22 protein-coding genes are annotated in these 22913 nt (G+C 44.3%); 3 read left to right on the forward strand and 19 right to left on the reverse strand.

All coding sequences use genetic code 11. The features are described 5' to 3' along the window. Window positions 1-274: 274 nt before the first annotated feature. The gene (gene ccoG, locus KO537_RS21130; RefSeq protein WP_105250769.1) at window positions 275-1702 is read right to left on the reverse strand and encodes a cytochrome c oxidase accessory protein CcoG; all 1428 of its coding nucleotides are present in this window, start codon (window positions 1700-1702) and stop codon (window positions 275-277) included. A 91-nt stretch (window positions 1703-1793) separates the two neighbouring features. Here ccoG and KO537_RS21135 point away from each other — a divergent pair, with 91 nt between their 5' ends. From KO537_RS21135 to KO537_RS21145, 3 genes are all read left to right on the forward strand, one after another. Then, a complete protein-coding gene (locus KO537_RS21135) occupies window positions 1794-2144 on the forward strand; it encodes a hypothetical protein (protein WP_173248466.1) in 351 nt (116 codons plus the stop codon). 124 nt (window positions 2145-2268) lie between these two features. Beyond that, the gene (locus KO537_RS21140; RefSeq protein ID WP_113941423.1) at window positions 2269-3174 is read left to right on the forward strand and encodes a 1,4-dihydroxy-2-naphthoyl-CoA synthase; all 906 of its coding nucleotides are present in this window, start codon (window positions 2269-2271) and stop codon (window positions 3172-3174) included. Between the two features lie 183 nt (window positions 3175-3357). Beyond that, window positions 3358-3561, forward strand: coding sequence for a DUF2061 domain-containing protein (locus KO537_RS21145; RefSeq protein ID WP_105250772.1), 204 nt, complete (start codon window positions 3358-3360; stop codon window positions 3559-3561). Window positions 3562-3669: 108 nt separating this feature from the next. Here KO537_RS21145 and glmS read toward each other — a convergent pair whose 3' ends face one another. The 18 genes from glmS to mioC form a co-directional block, all read right to left on the reverse strand. Further along, window positions 3670-5499: a glutamine--fructose-6-phosphate transaminase (isomerizing) gene (gene glmS / locus KO537_RS21150; RefSeq protein ID WP_105250786.1), complete on the reverse strand. Its 1830-nt coding sequence runs from the start codon at window positions 5497-5499 to the stop codon at window positions 3670-3672. A gap of 44 nt (window positions 5500-5543) precedes the next feature. After that, a complete protein-coding gene (locus KO537_RS21155) occupies window positions 5544-6314 on the reverse strand; it encodes a DeoR family transcriptional regulator (RefSeq protein WP_007652285.1) in 771 nt (256 codons plus the stop codon). Between the two features lie 202 nt (window positions 6315-6516). After that, window positions 6517-8610, reverse strand: coding sequence for a TonB-dependent receptor (locus KO537_RS21160; RefSeq protein ID WP_173248468.1), 2094 nt, complete (start codon window positions 8608-8610; stop codon window positions 6517-6519). 276 nt (window positions 8611-8886) lie between these two features. Next, the gene (gene glmU, locus KO537_RS21165; protein ID WP_173248470.1) at window positions 8887-10251 is read right to left on the reverse strand and encodes a bifunctional UDP-N-acetylglucosamine diphosphorylase/glucosamine-1-phosphate N-acetyltransferase GlmU; all 1365 of its coding nucleotides are present in this window, start codon (window positions 10249-10251) and stop codon (window positions 8887-8889) included. Window positions 10252-10449: 198 nt separating this feature from the next. Next, on the reverse strand, window positions 10450-10878 hold the full coding sequence (locus KO537_RS21170) for a F0F1 ATP synthase subunit epsilon (protein ID WP_105250790.1): 429 nt from the start codon (window positions 10876-10878) through the stop codon (window positions 10450-10452). 36 nt (window positions 10879-10914) lie between these two features. Continuing rightward, window positions 10915-12306, reverse strand: a complete 1392-nt coding sequence (atpD, locus tag KO537_RS21175; protein WP_105250791.1) for a F0F1 ATP synthase subunit beta — start codon at window positions 12304-12306, stop codon at window positions 10915-10917. 35 nt (window positions 12307-12341) lie between these two features. Further along, a complete protein-coding gene (atpG, locus tag KO537_RS21180; protein WP_006084762.1) occupies window positions 12342-13202 on the reverse strand; it encodes a F0F1 ATP synthase subunit gamma in 861 nt (286 codons plus the stop codon). A gap of 50 nt (window positions 13203-13252) precedes the next feature. Then, window positions 13253-14794 (reverse strand): F0F1 ATP synthase subunit alpha, encoded by a 1542-nt coding sequence (atpA, locus tag KO537_RS21185; RefSeq protein WP_105250792.1) that lies wholly within the window; start codon window positions 14792-14794, stop codon window positions 13253-13255. A gap of 14 nt (window positions 14795-14808) precedes the next feature. Then, the gene (gene atpH, locus KO537_RS21190) at window positions 14809-15342 is read right to left on the reverse strand and encodes a F0F1 ATP synthase subunit delta (RefSeq protein WP_006083842.1); all 534 of its coding nucleotides are present in this window, start codon (window positions 15340-15342) and stop codon (window positions 14809-14811) included. Window positions 15343-15357: 15 nt separating this feature from the next. Next, a complete protein-coding gene (gene atpF / locus KO537_RS21195; protein ID WP_006083841.1) occupies window positions 15358-15828 on the reverse strand; it encodes a F0F1 ATP synthase subunit B in 471 nt (156 codons plus the stop codon). A 37-nt stretch (window positions 15829-15865) separates the two neighbouring features. After that, the gene (gene atpE / locus KO537_RS21200; RefSeq protein WP_006083840.1) at window positions 15866-16117 is read right to left on the reverse strand and encodes a F0F1 ATP synthase subunit C; all 252 of its coding nucleotides are present in this window, start codon (window positions 16115-16117) and stop codon (window positions 15866-15868) included. A gap of 64 nt (window positions 16118-16181) precedes the next feature. After that, a complete protein-coding gene (gene atpB, locus KO537_RS21205; RefSeq protein ID WP_105250793.1) occupies window positions 16182-16976 on the reverse strand; it encodes a F0F1 ATP synthase subunit A in 795 nt (264 codons plus the stop codon). 12 nt (window positions 16977-16988) lie between these two features. Beyond that, window positions 16989-17372: an ATP synthase subunit I gene (locus KO537_RS21210; RefSeq protein WP_105250794.1), complete on the reverse strand. Its 384-nt coding sequence runs from the start codon at window positions 17370-17372 to the stop codon at window positions 16989-16991. A gap of 225 nt (window positions 17373-17597) precedes the next feature. After that, window positions 17598-18476, reverse strand: coding sequence for a ParB/RepB/Spo0J family partition protein (locus tag KO537_RS21215; RefSeq protein WP_105250795.1), 879 nt, complete (start codon window positions 18474-18476; stop codon window positions 17598-17600). A 9-nt stretch (window positions 18477-18485) separates the two neighbouring features. Next, entirely contained in the window at window positions 18486-19274 is a 789-nt protein-coding gene (locus tag KO537_RS21220) for a ParA family protein (RefSeq protein ID WP_105250796.1), read from the reverse strand. 73 nt (window positions 19275-19347) lie between these two features. Continuing rightward, a complete protein-coding gene (rsmG, locus tag KO537_RS21225) occupies window positions 19348-19968 on the reverse strand; it encodes a 16S rRNA (guanine(527)-N(7))-methyltransferase RsmG (protein WP_105250797.1) in 621 nt (206 codons plus the stop codon). 117 nt (window positions 19969-20085) lie between these two features. Next, entirely contained in the window at window positions 20086-21975 is a 1890-nt protein-coding gene (gene mnmG, locus KO537_RS21230; protein WP_219235711.1) for a tRNA uridine-5-carboxymethylaminomethyl(34) synthesis enzyme MnmG, read from the reverse strand. Window positions 21976-22414: 439 nt separating this feature from the next. Then, complete coding sequence (mioC, locus tag KO537_RS21235; RefSeq protein WP_219235712.1) at window positions 22415-22855, reverse strand: FMN-binding protein MioC; 441 nt, start codon at window positions 22853-22855, stop codon at window positions 22415-22417. Between the last annotated feature and the right edge of the window lie 58 nt (window positions 22856-22913).

A 22913-nucleotide genomic window follows, 5' to 3' on the forward strand; every position in this document is an offset into this window, starting at 1 on the left:
CTTCTTGCTGCGCTTGAATTAAGTGCTTAAAAGCGACTCAATTCAACCTAACTCGTCAGGCTGCTTAACGCCGTCTGCCGTGTCAGTGGATGCGCATTATAGGGAGATTAAGAAAGTCCGCAAGGGCTTTTTGTAGGAAAATAACGATTAATGGTTTAGACGTTTACTTATCAAACGATACGTATAAAAAAGGGGCTAAAAAGCCCCTTTATCTCGATTAAGTCTGACAATCTATATGAGTCACGCTCAGCTAGATCATCATAAATACTGTTATCTATGGACTAAAGAAGCGAGATTCTTGCTCAACTTCGACTTCTTCACCGTCGATATGAGTTTTCACTTTTATCTCGATATTAGTAACTGAACGAGACAGCTCAACCGGATCGATACCCACGCTAATAGGGAGAGTTAACACTTCACCACCCGCAATAGTGACCGAAGTTGGACCGTACCATTTATAGTTGTCTAATCCTTCGACACTCATAGTGTATTCGTGGGATTGCTCTGTCTTATTAAGAATCTTCAAGGTGAAGGTGTTTTCAATCAAACCTTGATTGTTCTCTCTATAGAGCTGGTTGCGGTCACGAATGATGTCCATACGCACAGGCGCTATGGTCGCACTGGAGTATATAAAGACTAATATCATCGCTATCAGTACCACGCCATAACCGACAAGTTTAGGTCGCAGCACTTTTTGCTTAATTCCTTCTAACTTGTTCTCGGTGGTATAACTGATAAGCCCTTTTTCATATCCCATACGATCCATGGTTTGATCGCAGGCATCGATACAAGCGCCGCAGTTAATACACTCATATTGCAGACCATTACGAATATCGATTCCCGTAGGACATACCTGCACACACAAGTCACAGTCGATACAGTCGCCAAGCCCTAGCTCTTTAGGGTCATCTTTGCGTGAGCGCGGACCACGAGTCTCACCACGTTTAGTATCGTAACCCACGATAAAAGTATTCTTATCGAACATGGCCGCTTGGAAACGAGCATAAGGGCACATGTGGATACACATGATTTCACGCATCCAACCCGCATTGCCGTATGTGGCAAGTGTAAAGAACACGACCCAGAAGTAGATACCGCCAGAAGCATTAAGCGTAAATACATCGACATAGACTTCACGACTTGGCACAAAATAGGACACAAAGGTCATCGCCGTCATCAGTGAGAGCAATAGCCAGGCCGTATGTTTTGCCGTTTTACGCCAAAGTTTGTCAAAGCTCCATGGCATTTGATCTAACTTAATGCGTTTATTGCGTGCGCCTTCAAGTTTTTCCTCGAACCAGATGAACATAAAGGTCCATACTGTTTGAGGGCAAGTGTATCCACACCAAACACGGCCAAGATAGGTAGTCACAAAAAACAGAGCGAAGGCAGCGATCATAAACAACGCTGCAAGCAAGGTGAGATCCTGCGGCCAAATCGTTAAACCGAAGACGTGAAACTTTTGTTCGCCCAAGTTAAACCATACGGCTTGACGGTCGCCCCAAGGGATCCAAGGTAAAAGCAGGAAAAATAACATGGCGATCCAGCCCATGCGGCGACGTACGCTACTCCACAAACCGTCTATGGCTCGGACATAAATCCGATTACGAGGATTAAAGCGATCGGCTTTACTCGCATCTGGCTGGTGAATCTTAATTCGATTGGTTTTCGAATAGTCCTTGTTGTTAGATTCTGAGTTCATCGTTACAGCCTTTTACTGCTTTAATATTGGACGAAAACTAGCTTATTATACCCATATTCTTAATGGTTATTCACTTATGTTGGACTAAAAGATGAAAGGTTGGATCATATTGGCGCTACTCGCGGGTGCTTTATATTACTTATACACAGAAACAGATAAATTAGATGTTCCTATTGCAAAGACTGAGGCGATGATCAAAGAAATAGAGAATAAAGTTGACTCTATGACAGGAACAAAAATTATTAAAATCGACCATAAACTGACTAAGGTAAGAACCGACATAATAGAACGTTTATCCTCATTAGAACTCGAAGCCTTCAATCAAATTCCAATGACACCCGAGTCTATTGCCGACTTTAAGGCTAACTATTGCGGTACTATGGCACCTCAACATCCAGTGTTTAGCAAAGATAATCAGCTTTATCTATGTGATCACCTCTAATCATTACAGACTCATAGGCAAACGGGATTTTGCTATATAGCGCTAAGGTTTAGACTTAGGTGATTGACCTTATATATGATTCCGCCTAGCCTTTGAGGCATTACAGCATAAAGGCCTATGAATCATGACCCAACAAGTATCAGACATTTTTGATCCCACCCTATGGGATGAAGTCAGTGGATTTCATTTCGACGATATTACTTACCACAGAGCCAAAGCGCACGGCACAGTACGCATTGCCATTAATCGCCCAGAGTGCCGCAACGCCTTCCGACCTAAAACCGTTGATGAATTATTTATCGCACTCGACCATGCACGCCAATGGTCTGATGTGGGTTGCGTACTGCTTACGGGTAACGGTCCTTCGGCAAAAGATGGTGGCTGGGCGTTCTGTTCGGGTGGCGATCAACGTATTCGCGGCAAAGATGGCTATAAATATGAAGGCGCCGAAGAAGGTAAGGCCGATCAAGCCAGAATGGGCCGCTTACATATATTAGAAGTACAACGCCTTATCCGCTTTATGCCTAAAGTGGTCATCGCCGTTGTGCCGGGCTGGGCGGTGGGTGGCGGCCATAGTTTACACGTAGTGTGCGACTTAACCTTAGCCTCGAAAGAACACGCAATATTTAAACAAACCGATCCCGATGTTGCGAGCTTCGACTCAGGTTATGGCAGTGCTTATCTCGCCAAAATGATAGGTCAAAAACGTGCCCGCGAAATCTTCTTCTGCGGATTTAACTACAGTGCTGATGAAGCCTTCGACATGGGTATGGTTAATAAATCCGTTCCCCATGCAGAGCTAGAAACCGAAGCATTAATGTGGGCGAAAGAGATTAACTCTAAATCACCTACGGCTATGCGTATGCTTAAATACGGCTTCAACATGACTGATGATGGTATGGTCGGTCAGCAATTATTTGCCGGTGAAGCGACGCGTTTAGCCTATGCGAGCGCCGAAGCACAGGAAGGACGCGATGCCTTCCTCGAAAAACGCGATCAAGATTTTTCAGCCTTCCCTTGGCACTACTAATTTTAGAATCGTATTAATTTACGTTTAAATACTCAAAGCCCTCCATCGTGAGGGCTTTATGTTTTTTACAACGGATAAATAGATAAAACCGTTTAAACTAATCTGAAAACACAGCTTTTAATTTTAATGAGAATTGTTATCATCTAGATATTCCCGATGGGAGCCTATTTAGAGGACAAGATCATGACTAAGACACTCACTTTTGCTGTACTACATTTTAGCGTCGCTTTTACCGTAACCTATTTATTAACTGGCAGCGTGGTCGTCGGTGGCGCAGTAGCCTTAGTAGAACCCGCGATTAACACTGTAGTGTTTTACTTCCATGACAAAGTGTGGAAACGCATTGAGGCAAAAAAGCAGCACGAGCTAGATGCCATTCCAGCATAGAAAGCTAAGCCACCAGCATTTGCTATTGCTGTAAGTTAATCGTCATTTTGTCGTGAATCTAAATGAAAAAACCGCCAATAAAGGCGGTTTTCATTTAAATACCTCTATTTATTCTACTGTTACAGATTTTGCCAAGTTACGTGGTTGATCCACGTCAGTACCTTTGATTAATGCAACATGGTACGACAATAGCTGTAAAGGAATAGTGTAGATCAGTGGCGCCATAAAGATGTCACAGTGTGGCACAGGGATCACTTTCATCGTGTCATCCGACTCGAACTCGGCATCCACATCGGCAAACACATACATTAAGCCGCCACGGGCACGCACTTCTTCAACATTCGATTTCAGTTTTTCGAGCAATTCATTGTTTGGCGCAACGACAATCACTGGCATATCGGCATCAATAAGCGCTAGTGGGCCGTGTTTTAATTCGCCAGAGGCATAAGCTTCAGCATGAATATAAGAAATCTCTTTCAGCTTTAACGCGCCTTCCATCGCAATCGGATATTGATCGCCACGGCCAAGGAATAATGCATGGTGTTTATCGGCAAAATCTTCAGCCAGTTCAGCAATCGCAGCATCTAAACCTAAAGCTTGTTCCACTTTTGCAGGCATAGATTGTAGGCTTTGAGTAATTTGGGCCTGCATTTGATCAGACATACCATTGTGGCGACCGATCACCGCAGTCAACATTAATAAGCCAGCAAGCTGAACTGTGAAAGCTTTAGTCGATGCCACGCCAATCTCTGCGCCTGCTTTCATCATGTAAGCCATGTCAGATTCGCGAACCAGTGATGAACCTGGCGCATTACAAATCGTCAATGTGGCTTTGTAACCCATTTCTTTCGCTAAACGCATGGCCGCTAAAGTATCGGCAGTTTCACCCGATTGTGAAATCGTCACCAACAGGCTATTTGGGAATAAGTGCGACTTGCGATAACGGAATTCAGAGGCAATTTCGACGTTACAAGACACGCCAGCCCAATCTTCTAACCAGTAACGTGCCGCCATGCCCGCATGGTAACTAGTACCACAGGCGATGATTTGCACATGTTTGATATCTTTTAAAAACTCAGCAGCGTTGTCACCAAAAGCCGTGTCTAGCACTTGCTTATTAGCAATACGACCTTCAATTGTGCGCGTCAGTGCCAATGGCTGCTCGTAAATTTCTTTAAGCATATAGTGGCGATATTCGCCTTTGTCACCGGCATCGTGGGTAATTTCAGATTCTTTTACTTCACGCTCAACAGCATTACCGTTTAAGTCGAAAATACTCACGCTGCGACGGGTCACTTCGGCCACATCACCTTCTTCGAGGAAAGCAAATGAGCGAGTGACGGGTAATAAGGCGAGTTGATCTGAAGCGACAAAGTTTTCACCTAGACCAAAACCAATCACCAATGGACTACCAGAGCGAGCAACAACCATACGTTCACTATCACGACGGTCGATAACGACTGTGCCATAGGCGCCTTCGAGTTGTTTAACCGTGGCTTGTACGGCACCAAGTAGAGTGTTATGGGTTTTCAGCTCATGGTGCACTAAGTGACAAATCACTTCGGTATCGGTATCTGAACTAAAGTTGTAACCTAAACCTTTAAGCATTTCGCGCAGTTTATTGTGGTTTTCGATAATACCGTTGTGCACCACGGCAATATCACCTTCCGATAAATGCGGATGAGCATTACGCTCACTCGGCTCACCGTGGGTCGCCCAACGAGTGTGCGCGATACCGGTTCCGCCTGCTAATGGGTCAGTTTCAAGCGCAGCCGACAACTCTTGTACTTTGCCAACGCGGCGCGTACGGTTGAGTTCACCATTGTGAATAACGGCAACGCCTGCGGAGTCATATCCGCGATATTCTAAACGGCGTAAGCCTTCTACCAGAATTTCAGCCACATCCCTTTGCGCCACGGCGCCTACGATTCCACACATAGTCTTTACCTATAAATTAAAATGAAGTTGTTAAGCTATTTTGTCTAATGAGCATAGGGCGCTAACATAACTCGCACGCCCTGATCTGAAATTTGTTTTAACGCACTCTCGTCGATACGTGAGTCGGTGACCAACACACTGACCTTGGCCCACGGTAACTCTAAGTTAGGGATCCGCTTGCCGATTTTGTCTGAATCCACCATAACGATTACCTCGCGGGAAACTTCTGCCATCACTTTGCTTAGGCCTGTTAACTCGTTAAAGGTGGTGGTCCCGCGTTCAAGATCGATACCATCGGCACCAATAAACAGTTGGTCGAAATTATATGAACGCAACACTTGCTCGGCGACTTGACCTTGAAAGGATTCAGAATGCGGGTCCCAAGTGCCACCGGTCATCAATAAGGTTGGCTCGTTTTCGAGTTCATGGATGGCATTTGCAAGGTGTAGCGCATTCGTCATGACCACCAGCCCACGCTTATCGTTCAGCTGTTCAATCAAGCCTGACGTCGTAGTGCCGCTATCGATAATGATGCGATTGTGATCTTTAATCAGCTGCGCGGCAGTTTTCGCAATAGAAAGTTTATTAGGCGCGATCTTGGCAGAGAACTGTTGAGTAACTTCGTCTGGAATCGCCACGGCGCCACCGTAACGGCGCAATAGCAGGCCAGTTTTCTCAAGCGCGGCGAGATCCTTACGAATCGTCACTTCTGAGGTTTCAAAACGTAACGACAGTTCATCAACGCTCACTTCACCCTGTTCGTTCAATATGGTGATTATGCTGTGGCGACGCTGCTGTGTGTTTCGTTTATTCATAAAACCTTTCAGTTAAGTTTCGATTCGAAAGGTGCATTATAGTGAAACGAAACTTTTTTGCTAGTCATACGAAACACACTTTTGCATGATCCAAGCAATTTTTTTATCTGTCTAGCCAGTCAACTTGGAAATTAGCCCATAAAAAAGCAGTTTATCCTTTAGGGATAAACTGCTTTAAATGGATTAAAAATCCTAATAAGTATTAGAACTTAGCTTCAACTGCAACACTGAAGTTACGGTCTTGGCCAATAGTGACCATATTGTACTGACCACCATCGATATAATCGGTATCGAAGAGGTTTCTCACGTTGGCGCGAAGGCTCACATCTTTGCCCATGATATCCATAGTGTAGGCTGCACCTATATCGAAACGCACATAACCATCTTTAGTAATAGTGTTATCGAGATCGGCAAAACGCTCACCCACATAGATAGCACCGAAGTTCATCGCAAAATTGTCAGTCACTTCGTAACGGGTCCAGATATTGGCCGACCACTCAGGGGCATCAATCGGAGTTTTACCTTCACGGGCATCTCCCGTTTGATACTCTGCATCTAAATACATCATGGAAGAAGTCACAAACCAGCTATCACCGATTTGACCCTGTGCTCCCATTTCAAAGCCACGATGTTTCTGTTCACCACCCTGAGTAGTGATATCGGTATAATCACCAATTGGTGTTGATAATTTCTCTGAAATTGTGATGTTTTCGAGCGTAATATCGAATACCGCTGCGGTTAATAACAGGCTATCGTCAAACAATTCCCACTTAGTACCCAGTTCATATTGAATACCGTATTCTGGCTTTAAATTCAGGCCATCGTTGACATCGAATTCGTTATTTACCGCGCCTTGTGGTGTAAAGCTTTTTGAATAGTTAACGTAAATATTGCCATTACTCATTGGCGAGTAGATCACACCAAACTTAGGCGATACGGCATAGCTATTTTCGCCATAACCATCTTTTTTCTGTTCGTCGTAACGCACGCCAGCAAGCAATTTCCATTGCTCATTAAGCGTCATTAAGTCCTGTAAATAAAAACCGTAATACTTGTATTCGCTTGGGGTACCTTTTTTGCCATTGTGGTAATCAAGATCTGGCTCAATTACCGTTTGCCCAGGAATAACGGTTTGAGTTGCCCCACGCTGAATTTGCTGCTGGTAGAAATAGTCTAAGTAGTTAGCACCAATAAGGAATTGGTGCTCCATGCCCGCTAAGGTAAATTCACCCGTAAAGTCCACGAAAGCGGTTTTATGCTGCCAATCGTCGTAACGATCGAATGGTTTGATGCTATACCCCTTAGTGAATGGGTCTTCCGTATATTGGGGAGCAGAATCAAAACGTTGACGATTAAATTGTTGATCGTTATAGCCGACTTTAACTTTCCAATCATCACTCATCTGCCAAGTTAGATCGGCACCTAAGTTAGAGACTGTGTTATCGGTAAAGGCCCAAGGTGCATCCCATACTGTTTTACGTTCACCGATAACATTACCTTGTTTATCTAACCACCCACCCGCATCAATGCCCGCTTTATCTTGGGTATGATCGTACTTAACCGATAACAGAACATCATCACTGACATCAAATTCTAAGTTTAAGTAGCCCAACCAACGGTCACGCTCTTGGTTCTCATCTGTGGTCGAATATTCACGCCAGTATTTAGTATCTTGCTTCACTAACACGCCGCGGTAACGAAGACTCTGAGCATCATTTAAACTGCCGCCCGCATCTAGCTGAGCACGGGTTGAACCGTAGCCATCCGTATCAAAACCAAGATCTAACATTGAATCATAGGTCGGTTTCTTAGTGACCATATTCACTAAACCACCAGGGCCAGATTGGCCGTACAACATGCTCGAAGGACCTTTCAATACTTCGACTTGCTGTAAAGTTTCAATTGGTTGTACGTAGTGAGACCATTGTTGATGGCCATTAATAAGATAACCGTTACCCGAATCAATCTCAAAACCGCGGATACTGAAGACTTGACGGTTCCAGCGCGTGGTTCCCGCCGTCACACTCGAATCATTAACTAATACTTCCGCTAGATTGGTTGCCAACTGTTCATCAGTCACAAAATCTGGGATCACATTAACTGACTGTGGAGTATCCATTAAGTTGATATCGCCACGCATGGCACCCGATGCACTACCGACTTTATAGTCATTAAAAGTACGGCCAGTCACATTGATGCGCTCAATATTTTTATCGCTCGCCACTTCTGCAATAACCGGCATAGCCATTAATGCCGAGCCTACAGCTAAACCTATAACTGAATATTTAAATACCATTGCCAACACCTCAAATAGACCTTTCGTCTTAGAATTGCAGGCAATATAAATGAGAAGTGTTTTTATTTTCTCTTCTTTACGAAAATTTACAATTGAGTGTGATAGTGATCAAATTAACTTAAAAACCAATAATTTGCACCTACCACAAAAACATGAAGCAAATCTTAATTATTAAGCGTTACTTAATAAAAAGGCTTTTTAGTGCAACACATTGAACACAATAAAGATAAAAGCGGCACATGGCCGCTTTTTTGACATTAAGTTGAGTTTTAAAACTTACTTTTTAATTTTCACTGGACGTTGCCAACCTGTGAGGTGTTTTTGTTTAACACGAGTGATCACTAACTCATTCTCACCCACATCACGGGTAATCGTTGAACCGGCCCCTAAAGTTGCCCCTTTACCTATGGTCACTGGAGCCACCAACTGAGTGTCAGAGCCGACAAAGACGTTATCTCCGATAACAGTAAGATGCTTATTCGCGCCATCATAGTTGCAGGTAATAGTACCAGCACCAATGTTGACGCCATCACCAATGATGGCATCGCCTAAATAGGCTAAGTGTCCAGCTTTGGATCCAACGCCAATCACCGCTTTTTTCACTTCAACAAAGTTGCCTATATGTGCATCTTGCTTAAGCTCTGCGCCGGGACGTAAACGTGCAAATGGGCCAGCACTGGCAGCAACGCCAAGCGTAGCACCTTCGATAATAGAGTAAGGCTTGATCTCAGCATCATCGGCAATCTCGCAATCAATTAAAATCGCGCCTGCGCCAATAGTGACATTATTACCCAAGGTCACTTTGCCTTCGAATATCACGTTGATATCGATCATCACATCCATACCAACAGTGACTTCACCACGGATATCGATACGGCTTGGGTCGCGAAGGTTCGCCCCCGCCAACATGAGCTTTTCGGCTTCACGAGCTTGGTAAGCACGTTCAAGTTGCGCTAATTGCACGCGATTATTGGCGCCTTCGACTTCAATGGCCGATTGTGGCTGAGCAGTATCAATGGCAACGCCATCAGCGTGCGCCATAGCAATAATATCCGTTAGATAATATTCGCCTTGAGCATTATTGTTCGATAAACGGCTCAACCAAGTTTTAAGTTGTTTACCCGGAACCGCCATGATGCCGGTGTTAATTTCGTTGATCAGCAACTGTTCTGCTGTCGCATCTTTTTGCTCAATAATTCCAATGACTTTTCCTTGCTCACGGACAATACGGCCATAACCCATAGGATTCGCTAAATTCACTGTTAAAATAGCAACGCCATTTTCAGGACGGGCGGCGAGTAAGGCTTCGAGAGTCGATGTTTGGATCAACGGCACATCGCCATAAAGAATAAGCACTGTATCGCTGTCGGCTATATGTGGGCTAGCCTGTGCAACCGCATGACCTGTGCCTAATTGCTCGGCTTGCAATACCCAGTTAAGTTGCTGCTCACCCAAACAGGCTTGTAGCTTGTCGGCGCCATAACCATAGACTAACTGAATAGAGTCACTGCCAACTTTATTAGCGGTATCGATGACATGTTGCACCATGCTCTTATGGGCGATGGGATGTAATACCTTAGGAAGATCAGAGCGCATCCGTGTTCCCTTGCCAGCCGCTAAGATCACTACATTTAATGCCATTACCATATCCTTGAACAAATACCCAAGAGGGTGAAAAATTACGGTCGATTTTGTGGCACAATTTTAACGGAAAGCACATCGAAAAGCGAAGTAGATAGCGATGCTAATCAATCAAAGACATGCAAGAATGCCAATCTATCCCATTTTTAGACACAAAAAAGGCGACCTTATGGTCGCCTTTTTTCACAAACAATAACCTTATCTGGCAATGTTTTTCTTGATGGTTTCAACAACACGTAATTGAGCCATAGCCTTAGCTAACTCAACCATAGCCGCGTCATAATTGAAGTCAGCGCCAGCAGTTGCCATATGGGCTTCTGCACGACGCTTAGCTTCTAATGCCGCTTGCTCATCAATATCTTTGGCACGCATAACCACATCAGCCAATACGGAGACAGAAGAAGGCTGCACTTCCAGAATACCACCTGAAAGGTAAAACACTTCTTCACTGCCGTCTTGCTTGACGATGCGCGCCATGCCAGGTTTGATATAACTAAGCAAAGGAGCGTGGCCATGCATTATGCCCAACTCACCTTCAGAACCAGTCACTTGCAGCGAAGCTACACGACCAGAGAAGATTTTGCTCTCTGCGCTTACAATATCAAGATGTACTGTCATGGCTGCCATCCCGTTCTCCTTAAAAAACTAAGTATGAATACTTAGTTATTTCTTTTTGTTCGCTTTCTCGATGACTTCATCGATTGAGCCAACCATGTAGAACGCTTGTTCTGGCAGGTGATCAAACTCACCGTTCAAAATACCCTTAAAGCCACGGATAGTGTCTTTCAGAGAAACGTACTTACCAGGAGATCCAGTAAAGACTTCTGCTACGAAGAAAGGCTGAGATAAGAAACGCTCAATCTTACGAGCACGGAATACGACAGTCTTGTCTTCATCAGACAATTCATCCATACCCAGAATCGCAATAATGTCTTTCAGCTCTTTGTAACGTTGCAGTACAGTTTGCACGCCGTTAGCAACGTCATAATGCTCTTGGCCAACAACCAATGGATCTAATTGACGTGAAGTCGAATCCAATGGGTCAACCGCTGGGTAAATACCCAGAGAAGCAATTTGACGTGACAGTACAACAGTCGCATCTAAGTGAGCGAAGGTTGTTGCTGGTGACGGATCGGTCAAGTCATCCGCAGGTACGTATACCGCTTGTACAGAAGTAATAGAACCCGTCTTAGTTGAAGTGATACGCTCTTGCAGAACGCCCATCTCTTCAGCCAATGTTGGTTGATAACCTACCGCAGAAGGCATACGACCTAACAGTGCAGATACTTCAGTACCGGCTAAGGTATAACGGTAGATGTTGTCAACGAACAACAGTACGTCACGACCTTCGTCACGGAACTTCTCTGCCATAGTCAGACCAGACAGTGCAACGCGCAAACGGTTACCTGGAGGCTCGTTCATCTGACCATAAACCATGGCCACTTTGTCGAGAACGCCAGAATCTTTCATCTCGTAGTAGAAGTCGTTACCTTCACGAGTACGTTCACCTACACCGGCGAATACAGAAAGACCCGAGTGGGCTTTGGCGATGTTGTTAATCAGTTCCATCATGTTAACTGTTTTACCAACACCCGCACCACCGAACAAACCGACTTTACCGCCCTTAGCGAATGGACAAACAAGGTCGATAACCTTGATGCCAGTCTCTAACAGTTCAGTAGAGCTTGATTGATCTTCGTATGAAGGAGCTGTACGGTGAATGACATAACGCTCTTCTTCACCGATTGGACCCGCTTCATCAATAGGCTCGCCTAATACGTTCATGATACGGCCAAGAGTGGCGGTACCAACAGGAACAGTAATAGGTGAACCTGAGTTTACTACTTCAAGACCACGACGCAGACCGTCAGAAGAACCCATAGCGATGGTACGAACTACACCACCACCTAGCTGTTGCTGAACTTCCAGCACCAAACCATTACACGGGCCTTCACCTACGATTTTCAGAGCGTCATATACTTGAGGTACGGCATCTTGTGGGAACTCTACGTCCACAACCGCGCCAATCACTTGGACAACAGTACCTGTGCTCATGATTAATCCTCTAAAACTTGTATTCGTTACCTAACCTAAACCGCAGAGGCACCAGAAACAATTTCCGACAGTTCCTGCGTAATCGCAGCCTGACGGGCCTTGTTATAGACCAGTTGCAAGTCGTTGATAAGCTCACCCGCGTTGTCTGTTGCCGACTTCATTGCCACCATACGGGCAGCTTGTTCAGAGGCAATGTTTTCAACAACACCTTGGTAAACCTGAGATTCTACATAACGGACCAATAAAGTATCCAAAAGTGCTTTTGGATCTGGCTCGTAGATATAATCCCAACGATGAGCAGTTTCATCATCTTCTGATTTAGGCAAAGGTAGCAGCTGCTCGATCACAGGAGTCTGCGTCATAGTATTCACAAATTTGTTAAATACCACGTACAGACGATCCAGCTTGCCTTCGTTGTAAGCTTCTAGCATGACACCGACTGTCCCGATCAAGTCAGCGAGCTTTGGAGCATCGCCTAAACCTGAAGCGTGAGCAGACACTTGTCCACCGAAGTTTTTGAAAAACTGCACACTACGTGCACCGATAGGGCAAAATTCAAATTCTGCACCTTGGGCTTTCCAGCTTTTCACGTCTGCAATAACCTTTTTGAAAAGGTTAACGTTCAGACCACCACAAAGGCCACGGTCGGTTGCTACAACAATGTAACCAACCCGCTTAGCCTCTCTCACCTCCAAATAGGGGTGTTTATACTCGAGAGAACCTTGCGCGACGTGACCGATCACCTTACGCATGCTTTCCGCATATGGACGGCTCGCAGCCATGCGTTCCTGCGCTCTGCGCATTTTGCTGGCTGCCACCATTTCCATGGCGGACGTGATCTTCTGAGTGTTTTTCACACTCGCGATCTTGGTTTTAATCTCTTTAGCGCCGGCCATCTCTACTCTCCAATCTGGACCTGAGGTGTCTTAAGACACCTCTATCATTGTTACCAGGTTTGGGTTGCTACGAACTTGTCGAGGCCAGCTTTTAATTCAGCTTCGATATCAGCGCTATAATCGCCAGTTTCGTTGATAAGCTTCATTAAAGGAGCATGCTCGCTGTTCATGAACGAGAGCAGAGCGGCTTCGAAATTACCGACCTTATTCAGCTCAACACTCTTCAGGTAACCTTTTTCAGCTGAGAAAATAGACACAGCTTGAGCGGCTACGCTCATAGGAGCATATTGCTTTTGCTTCATCAGTTCGGTAACACGCACACCATGCTCAAGCTGAGCACGTGTTGCATCGTCAAGATCAGATGCAAATTGCGAGAACGCAGCAAGCTCACGATACTGTGCTAGTGCGGTACGAATACCACCAGACAGTTTCTTGATGATCTTAGTCTGAGCCGCACCACCAACACGAGAAACAGAAATACCTGGGTTAACCGCTGGACGTAGGCCAGAGTTAAACAGATCGGTCTCAAGGAAGATCTGACCATCGGTAATAGAAATTACGTTGGTCGGTACGAATGCAGAAACGTCACCCGCTTGCGTTTCAATAATCGGCAGCGCGGTTAAAGAACCAGTTTTGCCAGTTACTGCACCTTTAGTGAACTTTTCTACATAAATCGCGTTAACGCGTGATGCACGCTCTAATAAACGTGAGTGTAGATAGAATACGTCACCTGGGTAAGCTTCACGGCCTGGTGGACGCTTGAGCAGTAACGAAATTTGACGATAAGCAACTGCTTGCTTAGACAAATCATCGTATACGATCAAAGAATCTTCACCGCGGTCACGGAAGTATTCACCCATAGAACAACCAGAATATGGCGCTAAGTATTGTAGAGCAGCGGCTTCAGAAGCAGTTGCAACAACAACGATAGTGTTAGCTAAAGCACCGTGTTCTTCTAGCTTGCGTACTACGTTAGCGATAGTAGAAGCCTTTTGGCCAATCGCGACGTACACACATTTAATGCCAGAATTTTTCTGGTTGATAATTGCGTCGATCGCCATTGCTGTTTTACCAGTTTGACGGTCGCCAATGATCAATTCACGCTGGCCACGACCGATAGGGATCATGGCATCAACGGCTTTATAACCAGTTTGAACTGGTTGATCAACAGACTGACGTTCAATAACACCTGGTGCGATAACTTCAATTGGCGAGAAACCATCGTTATCGATAGGTCCTTTACCGTCAATTGGCTCACCTAGAGTGTTAACAACGCGGCCAAGAAGACCGCGGCCAACTGGAACTTCCAGAATACGGCCAGTCGTTTTCACTTTTACGCCTTCTGCTAAATCAGCATAAGGACCCATTACTACGGCACCGACAGAATCACGTTCAAGGTTCAACGCGATTGCAAAACGGTTACCAGGCAGTTCGATCATCTCACCTTGCATCACGTCGGCTAGGCCGTGGATGCGGATGATGCCGTCACTTACCGCAACGATAGTACCTTCGTTACGAGATTCGCTAACGACTTCGAACTGCTCGATCCGCTGCTTAATCAGATCGCTGATTTCAGTGGAATTCAGTTGCATGCTCAAACTCCCAATTACGACTGCAGCTTATCAGACAGACGCGATAACTTACCGCGGACCGAGCCATCGATGACTAGGTCTCCTGTCTTAATGATTACACCGGCGATGAGCGCGGCGTCAGTGCTACAATTCAGCTTAACTTTGCGTGCGAGACGTTTCTCTAAAGAAATACTAATCTGCTGTTGTTGTTCAGAGCTCAGCTCAGTTGCAGAAACCACATCGGCTTCTACTTCTTTTGCCCACTCATTACGGTATTCAGTAAATAACTGAGATACAGCAGGTAGCACCTTTAAGCGACCGTTTTCAGCCATTACCTTTATCAGGTTCTGACCTTGCACATTGACTTGCTCACCACACACACTAATAAAGAGTGCTGCGAGCTTAGTGCTGGCTAAAGAGCCAGCTAACAGTGGTTGCATGGTTTCGTTTTCACTCACCAATGCGGCAAACGTGAGCATTTCAGCCCAAGAATCCACTGCATCTTGTTCAATAGCAAAGTCAAAAGCTGCCTTTGCGTAAGGGCGAGCGATGGTGGTTAATTCAGCCATAACTCAACTCCCTTATCAAATTTCAGCGACTAGTTTATTAACTATGTCACTGTGGGCGGCTGGATCAATAGAACGCTCAAGGATCTTCTCAGCACCCATGATGGCAAGAGTAGCAACCTGCTTACGCAGATCCTCTTTGACGCGATTACGTTCAGCTTCAATTTCTGCTTTACCCTGAGCGATGATTTTAGCACGCTCAGCGTCTGCTTCGGTTTTGGCTTCTTCAACTATTTGAGCTTTACGCTTGTTAGCTTGCTCAATAATTTCATTAGCCGTTACCTTGGCTTCTTTTAGTTGGTCAGTCGCTTTCGCTTGTGCCAACTCCAGGTCTTTTACCGCACGATCAGCATCAGCTAGACCGTCAGCAATCCTTTTTTGGCGCTCTTCGATGGCATTCATCAAAGGGGGCCATACAAACTTCATGCAAAACCACACGAAGATGATAAAGGCGACCGTCTGACCGATTAGGGTAGCGTTGAAATTCACAACAGCCTCCTATTTAGAGTTAAGACAGAAGCGTTTTTTACAGCATTGCACCCAGTGGGTTGGTAAATAGCATAAATAATGCGATACCAACACCGATCATAGTTACGGCGTCAAGAAGACCCGCTACGATGAACATTTTAACTTGTAGCATAGGAGCCATTTCTGGTTGACGCGCAGCGCCTTCCAAGAACTTACCGCCTAATAAGCCGAAACCGATTGCAGTACCAAGAGCACCCATACCAATCAGCAGAGCAACAGCTATAGCTGTCATGCCTAAAATCGTTTCCATCTGTATCTCCAGTATCTAAATCTATATTAGTTGATGATTTAGTTTAAAATTTCTTCAGCAATCCTTAATGATCTTCATGCGCCATGCTTAAATAAACAATAGTCAACATCATGAAGATAAACGCCTGCAGCGTGATAACCAAAATGTGGAATATTAACCAGCCCAGTTGCAGAGTCACACCTAGGGTAGATAATAACAAGTTGGTACCATACATCAGCGCAATAAGGATGAAGATCAACTCACCTGCGTACAAGTTACCAAAGAGTCGCAATGCCAATGAAATTGGCTTAGCAATCAAAGTAACAGTCTCTAATAGGAGGTTGACGGGTATCATTGCCTTATGGTTAAAGGGCTGTAGTGTCAATTCTTTAACAAACCCAGACACACCTTTGACCTTAATGCTGTAAAAAATAATCAGCACGAACACACCAATAGCTAAGCTAAAAGTAATGTTAACGTCAGTCGTCGGAACCGCTTTTAGATAGGGAATACCCATTAAACTTGCTGCGTGAGGCAGCCAATCTACAGGGATCATATCCATGAAGTTCATCATGAATACCCATACAAAAATGGTCAGAGCTAAAGGCGCGATCAGAGCATTGCGGCCATGAAAACTTTCTTTCACGCTGTTATTTACGAACTCGACGATAATCTCAACAAAACATTGCAGTTTGCCAGGAACACCGGAAGTCGCTTTTTTACCAACGCTGCGGAAAATCCACAGGAACAGAACACCAAGACCAACCGAAAAGAACAACGAATCAATGTGCCATGTCCAAAAGCCTTCACCAACACTTAAGTTGGTAAGGTGATGTTGGATATAGCCCTGCGGTGTTAACGCTTCACCAGTTGCAGCCATGATTCATCCCACTTAACTTTGCTTGAAGTATAAAGGAGCTGTCCAATGCACGATTAGCGTCAGCACATAACAAACAAAAAGCGGCATAAAAGCGACCTTAAGATTGATAAACACAAACGAAAACATTGCGATGGTTAACAGCAACTTTACCGCTTCCCCCCAGTAAAAAGTCTTTATGACTTTTGCAGCTGAACTTGCTCCCGTGTGGGAGAAAGCGAGGGTTGCGAATACAAAATTAGGGAGCACAGCGATTGAACCACCTGCTAATGCAGAATAGCCAAACTGAACTCCCCACACGGCGAAAAAGAGAATTGAAGCACCCCCAGCGACCGCCGCCTGCATCATCACCAATTTATAGGCTGACCACCGGCCACGACGCGCTAAAACCTTACTCAATTCATCCTCTCCGCATTCATACTTTTTGTTTCGATGACCGGATGACAAATACCCGTATTTATGTCGATGCACAAAAAGCTTGCGAAAGTATACCTTTTCACGCCTTCATTGCAACTTTGAGATAAGGAAAAACAACACTTTTAACGTGATCTCGCGCCAAACGAGTTAAAATGTAAGATTAGCATCTGTCACAAATTTACATTAAAAACTGTTAATCTACAGACATTAATGAATTTTACTAAGAATTCCGTCTAATTCAGCCAGATTCTGATAGTTAATTACAATTTTACCCGTACCCTTACTGCTATGAGCGATCGAAACCTTGGCACCTAATCTTTCAATTAACTGCTGCTCTAAACGACAAACATCTTGATCTTTAGTCGTAGTTTCGGCTTGTTTAGGCGGATTTAAGGTTTGATTAATTAATCGTTCAGTTTCGCGAACGGTTAATTCCTTAGCAGCCACTAATCTCGCAAGATTTGTTTGTTCTTCTCCCTCAATTGCCAACAAAGCGCGAGCATGACCCATATCAATGTCGCCATACTCGAGTAGACGCTTAACAGGCTCATTTAAGCCGTTTAAACGTAACAAGTTAGATACACTCGCTCTGGATTTTCCCACAACATCGGCAACCTGTTGGTGAGTCAGTTCAAATTCTTGCATTAAACGTTGCAATGCAATAGCTTCTTCCATGGCATTTAAGTCTTCACGCTGGATGTTTTCAATCAAAGCAATAGCAACAGCGGCTTCATCAGCTACTTGCTTTACTATGCAGGGGATTTTATTCAAGCCAGCAAGTTGCGCAGCACGCCAACGACGTTCACCCGCAATGATCTCATACATGTTATTCGTCACTTGTCTCACAACGATAGGCTGAATAATGCCTTGATTGCGGATAGAGTGTGCCAGTTCTTCCAACGCTTCGGGGGACATGTCTTTACGAGGTTGATACTTACCTGGCTGTAATAAGTCTAAATCGAGATGGATAAGCTCTTCTTTTTTATCGACAACATCAGCTTCGTCAGTGTGCTTTTTACTGGCGGCATGGCTGTTACTCAGTAGGGCATCTAACCCTTTGCCTAATCCTCTTTTCTTTAACGTCATGGTGATCCTTTACGCTTGCTTAGCCTGAGTTTGTTGTTCTGAACGACGGATCATTTCACCCGCAAGCGCTAGATACGCCTTAGCGCCAGCACTCGATTTATCGTAATACATAGCAGGCGCTCCAAAACTTGGTGCTTCTGCCAGCCTCACATTACGTGGGATAACAGTACGGTAGACTTTGTCACCAAAATGCTGTTTTAGCTGATCGGACACATCATTAGATAAACGATTACGCGGATCATACATAGTACGTAAAATGCCTTCGATGCCAAGTCCAGGATTAACCATAGCAGCAAGCTTAGTGATGGTATCAATCAGTGCAGTTAAGCCTTCGAGGGCATAATATTCACACTGCATAGGCACGAGTACAGAGTCGGCCGCAGACATAGCGTTTACGGTCAACATGTTCAATGAAGGAGGGCAGTCGATAAAGATATAATCATATTGATCTTTGATCGGTGCGAGCGCGTTACGCAAACGGATCTCACGGGCAAAAAACTCCATCAATTTGATTTCTGCCGCAGTGACATCGCCATTACTGGCGATCAGATCATACTTACCCGCAGTGTTTTTAATGACGATCTCGTCGAAAGATTTTTCTTCAACCAATAATTCATAGGCTGTATTAGCTACGTCATACTTATCGACACCGCTCCCCATGGTGGCATTACCTTGAGGATCGAGATCTATCAATAATACTTTACGTTTTGTTGCTGCTAACGAAGCGGCGAGGTTAACGCAAGTAGTTGTTTTTCCTACGCCACCTTTCTGGTTAGCCACGGCAATCACTTTACCCACAATATCACCCTGTATGTAAATGCTGGTTTATTGCCCTTGCTTATAAATGATTTATTTATCACTTTTAAGCCTGTTATTCTTTGATTATCTTCAATAAATGTCTTTTTTCATCGAGTTTAGGCACCTTAAGCTCGATAACTTCTTTTACCACAAATCCATTTGGAATATGTTGCATCTCTTCATCATTCAACTGGCCTTTAAGTGCATAAAACTGTCCATGTTCGGCGGGGAGATGATGGCACCAAGTCAGCATATCTTGGATTGAGGCAAATGCACGACTTAATACGCCGTCGAATTTATCCTCCGGTTGATAAGCTTCTACGCGGCTTTCAACTGAGCTGATGTTATGTATGCCTAATTCAAAAGACACTTGTTTTTGAAAACGAATACGTTTACCTAAGCTGTCCAATAACACAAATTGTTTATCGGGGTTCATAATGGCTAACGGGATCCCAGGTAAACCCGGTCCAGTGCCTACATCGATAAAACGTTCACCTTGCAGGTGTTTTGAAACCACTAAACTGTCCATGATATGACGGATCAGCATAGCTTCGGGATCTCTCACCGATGTCAGGTTATAGGCTTTATTCCATTTGTTGAGCATGCCAACAAAATCAATTAGTTGTTTTTTCTGCTCGACGGTTGCGGGCAAATTAATTTCGGCTAAATAAGCCTCTAACTGGGCAGATAACACTGAGCAACCTCAACAAAGATACGATTATGAACGCGAAGGCTATTATGAAGCCCGAAAACGATGAAGGGAAGCCTGAATGCTTCCCTTCTATGACCTAAGCAGCGATTAAGCTAGCTTTTACGCACTCTTACGTAATAAGCCACGCTTTTTGAGGTGAACTAACAAAATTGAAATAGCCGCAGGCGTAATACCAGAGATCCGTGACGCTTGACCTATGGTTTCTGGTTTATGGTTATTTAACTTAGCAATCACTTCATTCGACAAGCCCGGTACTTCTTTGTAATCGAGCGTCAAAGGTAAACCTGTGTTCTCATTACGCACGGCTTTGTTGATCTCTTCCTGCTGGCGTTGAATATAACCAGAGTACTTCACTTGGATCTGAACTTGCTCAGCCGCCAGTGGATCTTCAAGCCCTGGACCAAAACCTTCGATCTGCATCAACTTGCTGTAATCCATTTCTGGACGACGCAGTAATTCTTCAAATGATGCTTCGCGAGAGATCGGCGTATTCAAATGTGGGTTTAACGCATGGATCAAAGGTGAATTTGGATGTACCCATTGAGCGCGCAAACGTTGTAACTCAAGTTCGATCGATTCTAACTTCTCACTAAATGCCGCCCAGCGAGTGTCGTCAACTAAACCTAATTCGCGACCTTTTGCCGTTAAGCGAATATCAGCGTTATCTTCACGGAGTAGCAAACGGTATTCGGCACGGCTAGTAAACATACGGTACGGTTCTTTGGTACCCAGAGTCGATAAATCGTCAACTAGTACTCCAAGATACGCTTCGTCACGGCGTGGACACCAGGCTTCTTTGCCTTGCACTTGCAGCGAGGCATTCATGCCTGCTAACAAACCTTGAGCACCGGCTTCTTCATAACCTGTAGTACCGTTTATTTGTCCAGCGAAGAATAAACCGTTGATTGCTTTGGTTTCTAATGAGTTTTTCAGATCTCTTGGATCGAAATAATCGTATTCGATCGCATAACCTGGACGCATGATTTCTGCGTTTTCCATGCCTTTGATCGAACGAACTAAATTCAACTGTACATCGAAAGGTAAGCTAGTAGAGATCCCGTTAGGATAGATCTCATTGGTATTTAAACCTTCTGGTTCGATGAAGATCTGATGCGAAGATTTATCCGCAAAGCGGTGGATCTTGTCTTCAATCGATGGGCAATAACGTGGACCAATACCTTCGATGACGCCTGAATACATAGGGCTTCTGTCTAAACCACCACGAATAATTTCATGGGTTTTTTCATTGGTGTGAGTGATCCAGCAAGAAATCTGTTTTGGATGATGACTGACATCCCCCATAAATGACATGACAGGTAACGGAGAATCGCCTTTCTGTTCAGCCATTTGAGAAAAATCGATCGTGTTTGCATCGATACGTGGCGGTGTACCTGTTTTTAAACGGCCGACTCGGATCGGTAATTCACGTAATCGATTTGCTAAAGCAATCGCTGGTGGATCGCCTGCACGGCCACCGCTGTAGTTTTCTAAGCCTATATGAATTTTGCCGCTTAAGAATGTACCTGTTGTTAATACAACAGCTGGAGATTCAAAAGCTAAACCCATTTGGGTAACTACACCAACTACTTGATGATTTTCAACAATTAAGTCATCTACTGCTTGTTGGAAAATACGTAAGTTAGGTTGGTTTTGTAATATATTTTGGATTTTTTGACGATACAGTGCACGGTCAGCCTGTGCTCGTGTTGCTCGTACTGCTGGGCCTTTACTTGAATTTAAGGTTCTAAATTGGATCCCTGCATAATCGGTTGCGATTGCCATTGCACCACCTAAGGCGTCAATTTCTTTCACTAAATGGCCTTTGCCTATGCCACCGATCGCTGGATTACATGACATTTGTCCTAACGTATCGATATTGTGCGTTAGTAATAATGTTTTTGATCCCATTCTTGCTGCTGCCAACGCGGCTTCAGTTCCGGCATGACCACCACCAACAACAATAACATCAAACCGTTCATGAAAATGCATGCCACTACCTTCAATTGCTAAGAGACTCAGTACGAGCCGAGCATTTTAGCATTTGCTTCGTCTTAGGTGAATGATCATTTTACGCTGTTCGATCGAGATGATCCGGACTAATAGATCTTAAGATCTTTATATAGATCTTCTTATTATGTTTACTATTAGGATCGCGTTTTTCTGTGCATAACCCAAATTCATGATATAAATCATTAATTAGCGCGATCTTGATCCTGTGATCTGATCGCGATCTAATGTCATTAAACATGGGGATAGATCGCCTACTTATCCACAAGGCGGATCATTAAGCAGATCGGACTGTGAATAGTACAGAGGTTGATCAGATCTAAATAATAGCTTATCCACATGTTTATACTTTAAATAAGTAAATTGTGGATAAATAGGATCTAAACTGTACATAGATCGGGACCTTATCCAATAAGCGATCTTAAATGTCCTGTTGCCATTGTACTAACCATGCAAGGGCTGGGTCTTCCGGCACAGGATCAAGCTGTACATCGATCTGGATCTTATCCACAAAGGCTTTTGCATCGCAGTCTTGAATGGCCGAAATTAATTTTTCTGGGCCTTGGCAAAAGGTATCGTAACTTGAGTCACCAATTGCACATAAGGCAAAGTTTACTTGGCTGAGATCCGGTTTTTGCTCGGTAATTTCGTTGAAAAAAGGCTGAATATTATCTGGAAGATCACCAGCTCCATGAGTTGATGACACGATAATCCACAGTGCATGGGTGTCTATTTCGCACAATGTTGGGGTTAAATGAACTTGAACTTGGTGTCCTTGCTCCGTTAACTGGGCCATCATTTCGTCGGCAACATACTCTGCACTGCCCAATGTTGTACCAACGATTACTTCAATCTTTGCCATTATGATTTCTCAGTGTGTTGTTGTTTTTAAAACTAATTTCAATTAAATAGATAGCTGA

It is taken from the genome of Shewanella sp. NKUCC01_JLK, from assembly GCF_019345615.1.
Lineage (GTDB): Bacteria > Pseudomonadota > Gammaproteobacteria > Enterobacterales > Shewanellaceae > Shewanella > Shewanella oncorhynchi.

Excerpts from the sequence above, each read along its gene's own strand:
- ccoG (WP_105250769.1), bottom strand. The coding sequence starts at position 1,702 with ATGAACTCAGAATCTAACAACAAGGACTATTCGAAAACCAATCGAATT.
- KO537_RS21135 (WP_173248466.1), top strand. The coding sequence starts at position 1,794 with ATGAAAGGTTGGATCATATTGGCGCTACTCGCGGGTGCTTTATATTAC.
- KO537_RS21140 (WP_113941423.1), top strand. The coding sequence starts at position 2,269 with ATGACCCAACAAGTATCAGACATTTTTGATCCCACCCTATGGGATGAA.
- KO537_RS21145 (WP_105250772.1), top strand. The coding sequence starts at position 3,358 with ATGACTAAGACACTCACTTTTGCTGTACTACATTTTAGCGTCGCTTTT.
- glmS (WP_105250786.1), bottom strand. The coding sequence starts at position 5,499 with ATGTGTGGAATCGTAGGCGCCGTGGCGCAAAGGGATGTGGCTGAAATT.
- KO537_RS21155 (WP_007652285.1), bottom strand. The coding sequence starts at position 6,314 with ATGAATAAACGAAACACACAGCAGCGTCGCCACAGCATAATCACCATA.
- KO537_RS21160 (WP_173248468.1), bottom strand. The coding sequence starts at position 8,610 with ATGGTATTTAAATATTCAGTTATAGGTTTAGCTGTAGGCTCGGCATTA.
- glmU (WP_173248470.1), bottom strand. The coding sequence starts at position 10,251 with ATGGCATTAAATGTAGTGATCTTAGCGGCTGGCAAGGGAACACGGATG.
- KO537_RS21170 (WP_105250790.1), bottom strand. The coding sequence starts at position 10,878 with ATGGCAGCCATGACAGTACATCTTGATATTGTAAGCGCAGAGAGCAAA.
- atpD (WP_105250791.1), bottom strand. The coding sequence starts at position 12,306 with ATGAGCACAGGTACTGTTGTCCAAGTGATTGGCGCGGTTGTGGACGTA.
- atpG (WP_006084762.1), bottom strand. The coding sequence starts at position 13,202 with ATGGCCGGCGCTAAAGAGATTAAAACCAAGATCGCGAGTGTGAAAAAC.
- atpA (WP_105250792.1), bottom strand. The coding sequence starts at position 14,794 with ATGCAACTGAATTCCACTGAAATCAGCGATCTGATTAAGCAGCGGATC.
- atpH (WP_006083842.1), bottom strand. The coding sequence starts at position 15,342 with ATGGCTGAATTAACCACCATCGCTCGCCCTTACGCAAAGGCAGCTTTT.
- atpE (WP_006083840.1), bottom strand. The coding sequence starts at position 16,117 with ATGGAAACGATTTTAGGCATGACAGCTATAGCTGTTGCTCTGCTGATT.
- atpB (WP_105250793.1), bottom strand. The coding sequence starts at position 16,976 with ATGGCTGCAACTGGTGAAGCGTTAACACCGCAGGGCTATATCCAACAT.
- KO537_RS21215 (WP_105250795.1), bottom strand. The coding sequence starts at position 18,476 with ATGACGTTAAAGAAAAGAGGATTAGGCAAAGGGTTAGATGCCCTACTG.
- mnmG (WP_219235711.1), bottom strand. The coding sequence starts at position 21,975 with ATGCATTTTCATGAACGGTTTGATGTTATTGTTGTTGGTGGTGGTCAT.
- mioC (WP_219235712.1), bottom strand. The coding sequence starts at position 22,855 with ATGGCAAAGATTGAAGTAATCGTTGGTACAACATTGGGCAGTGCAGAG.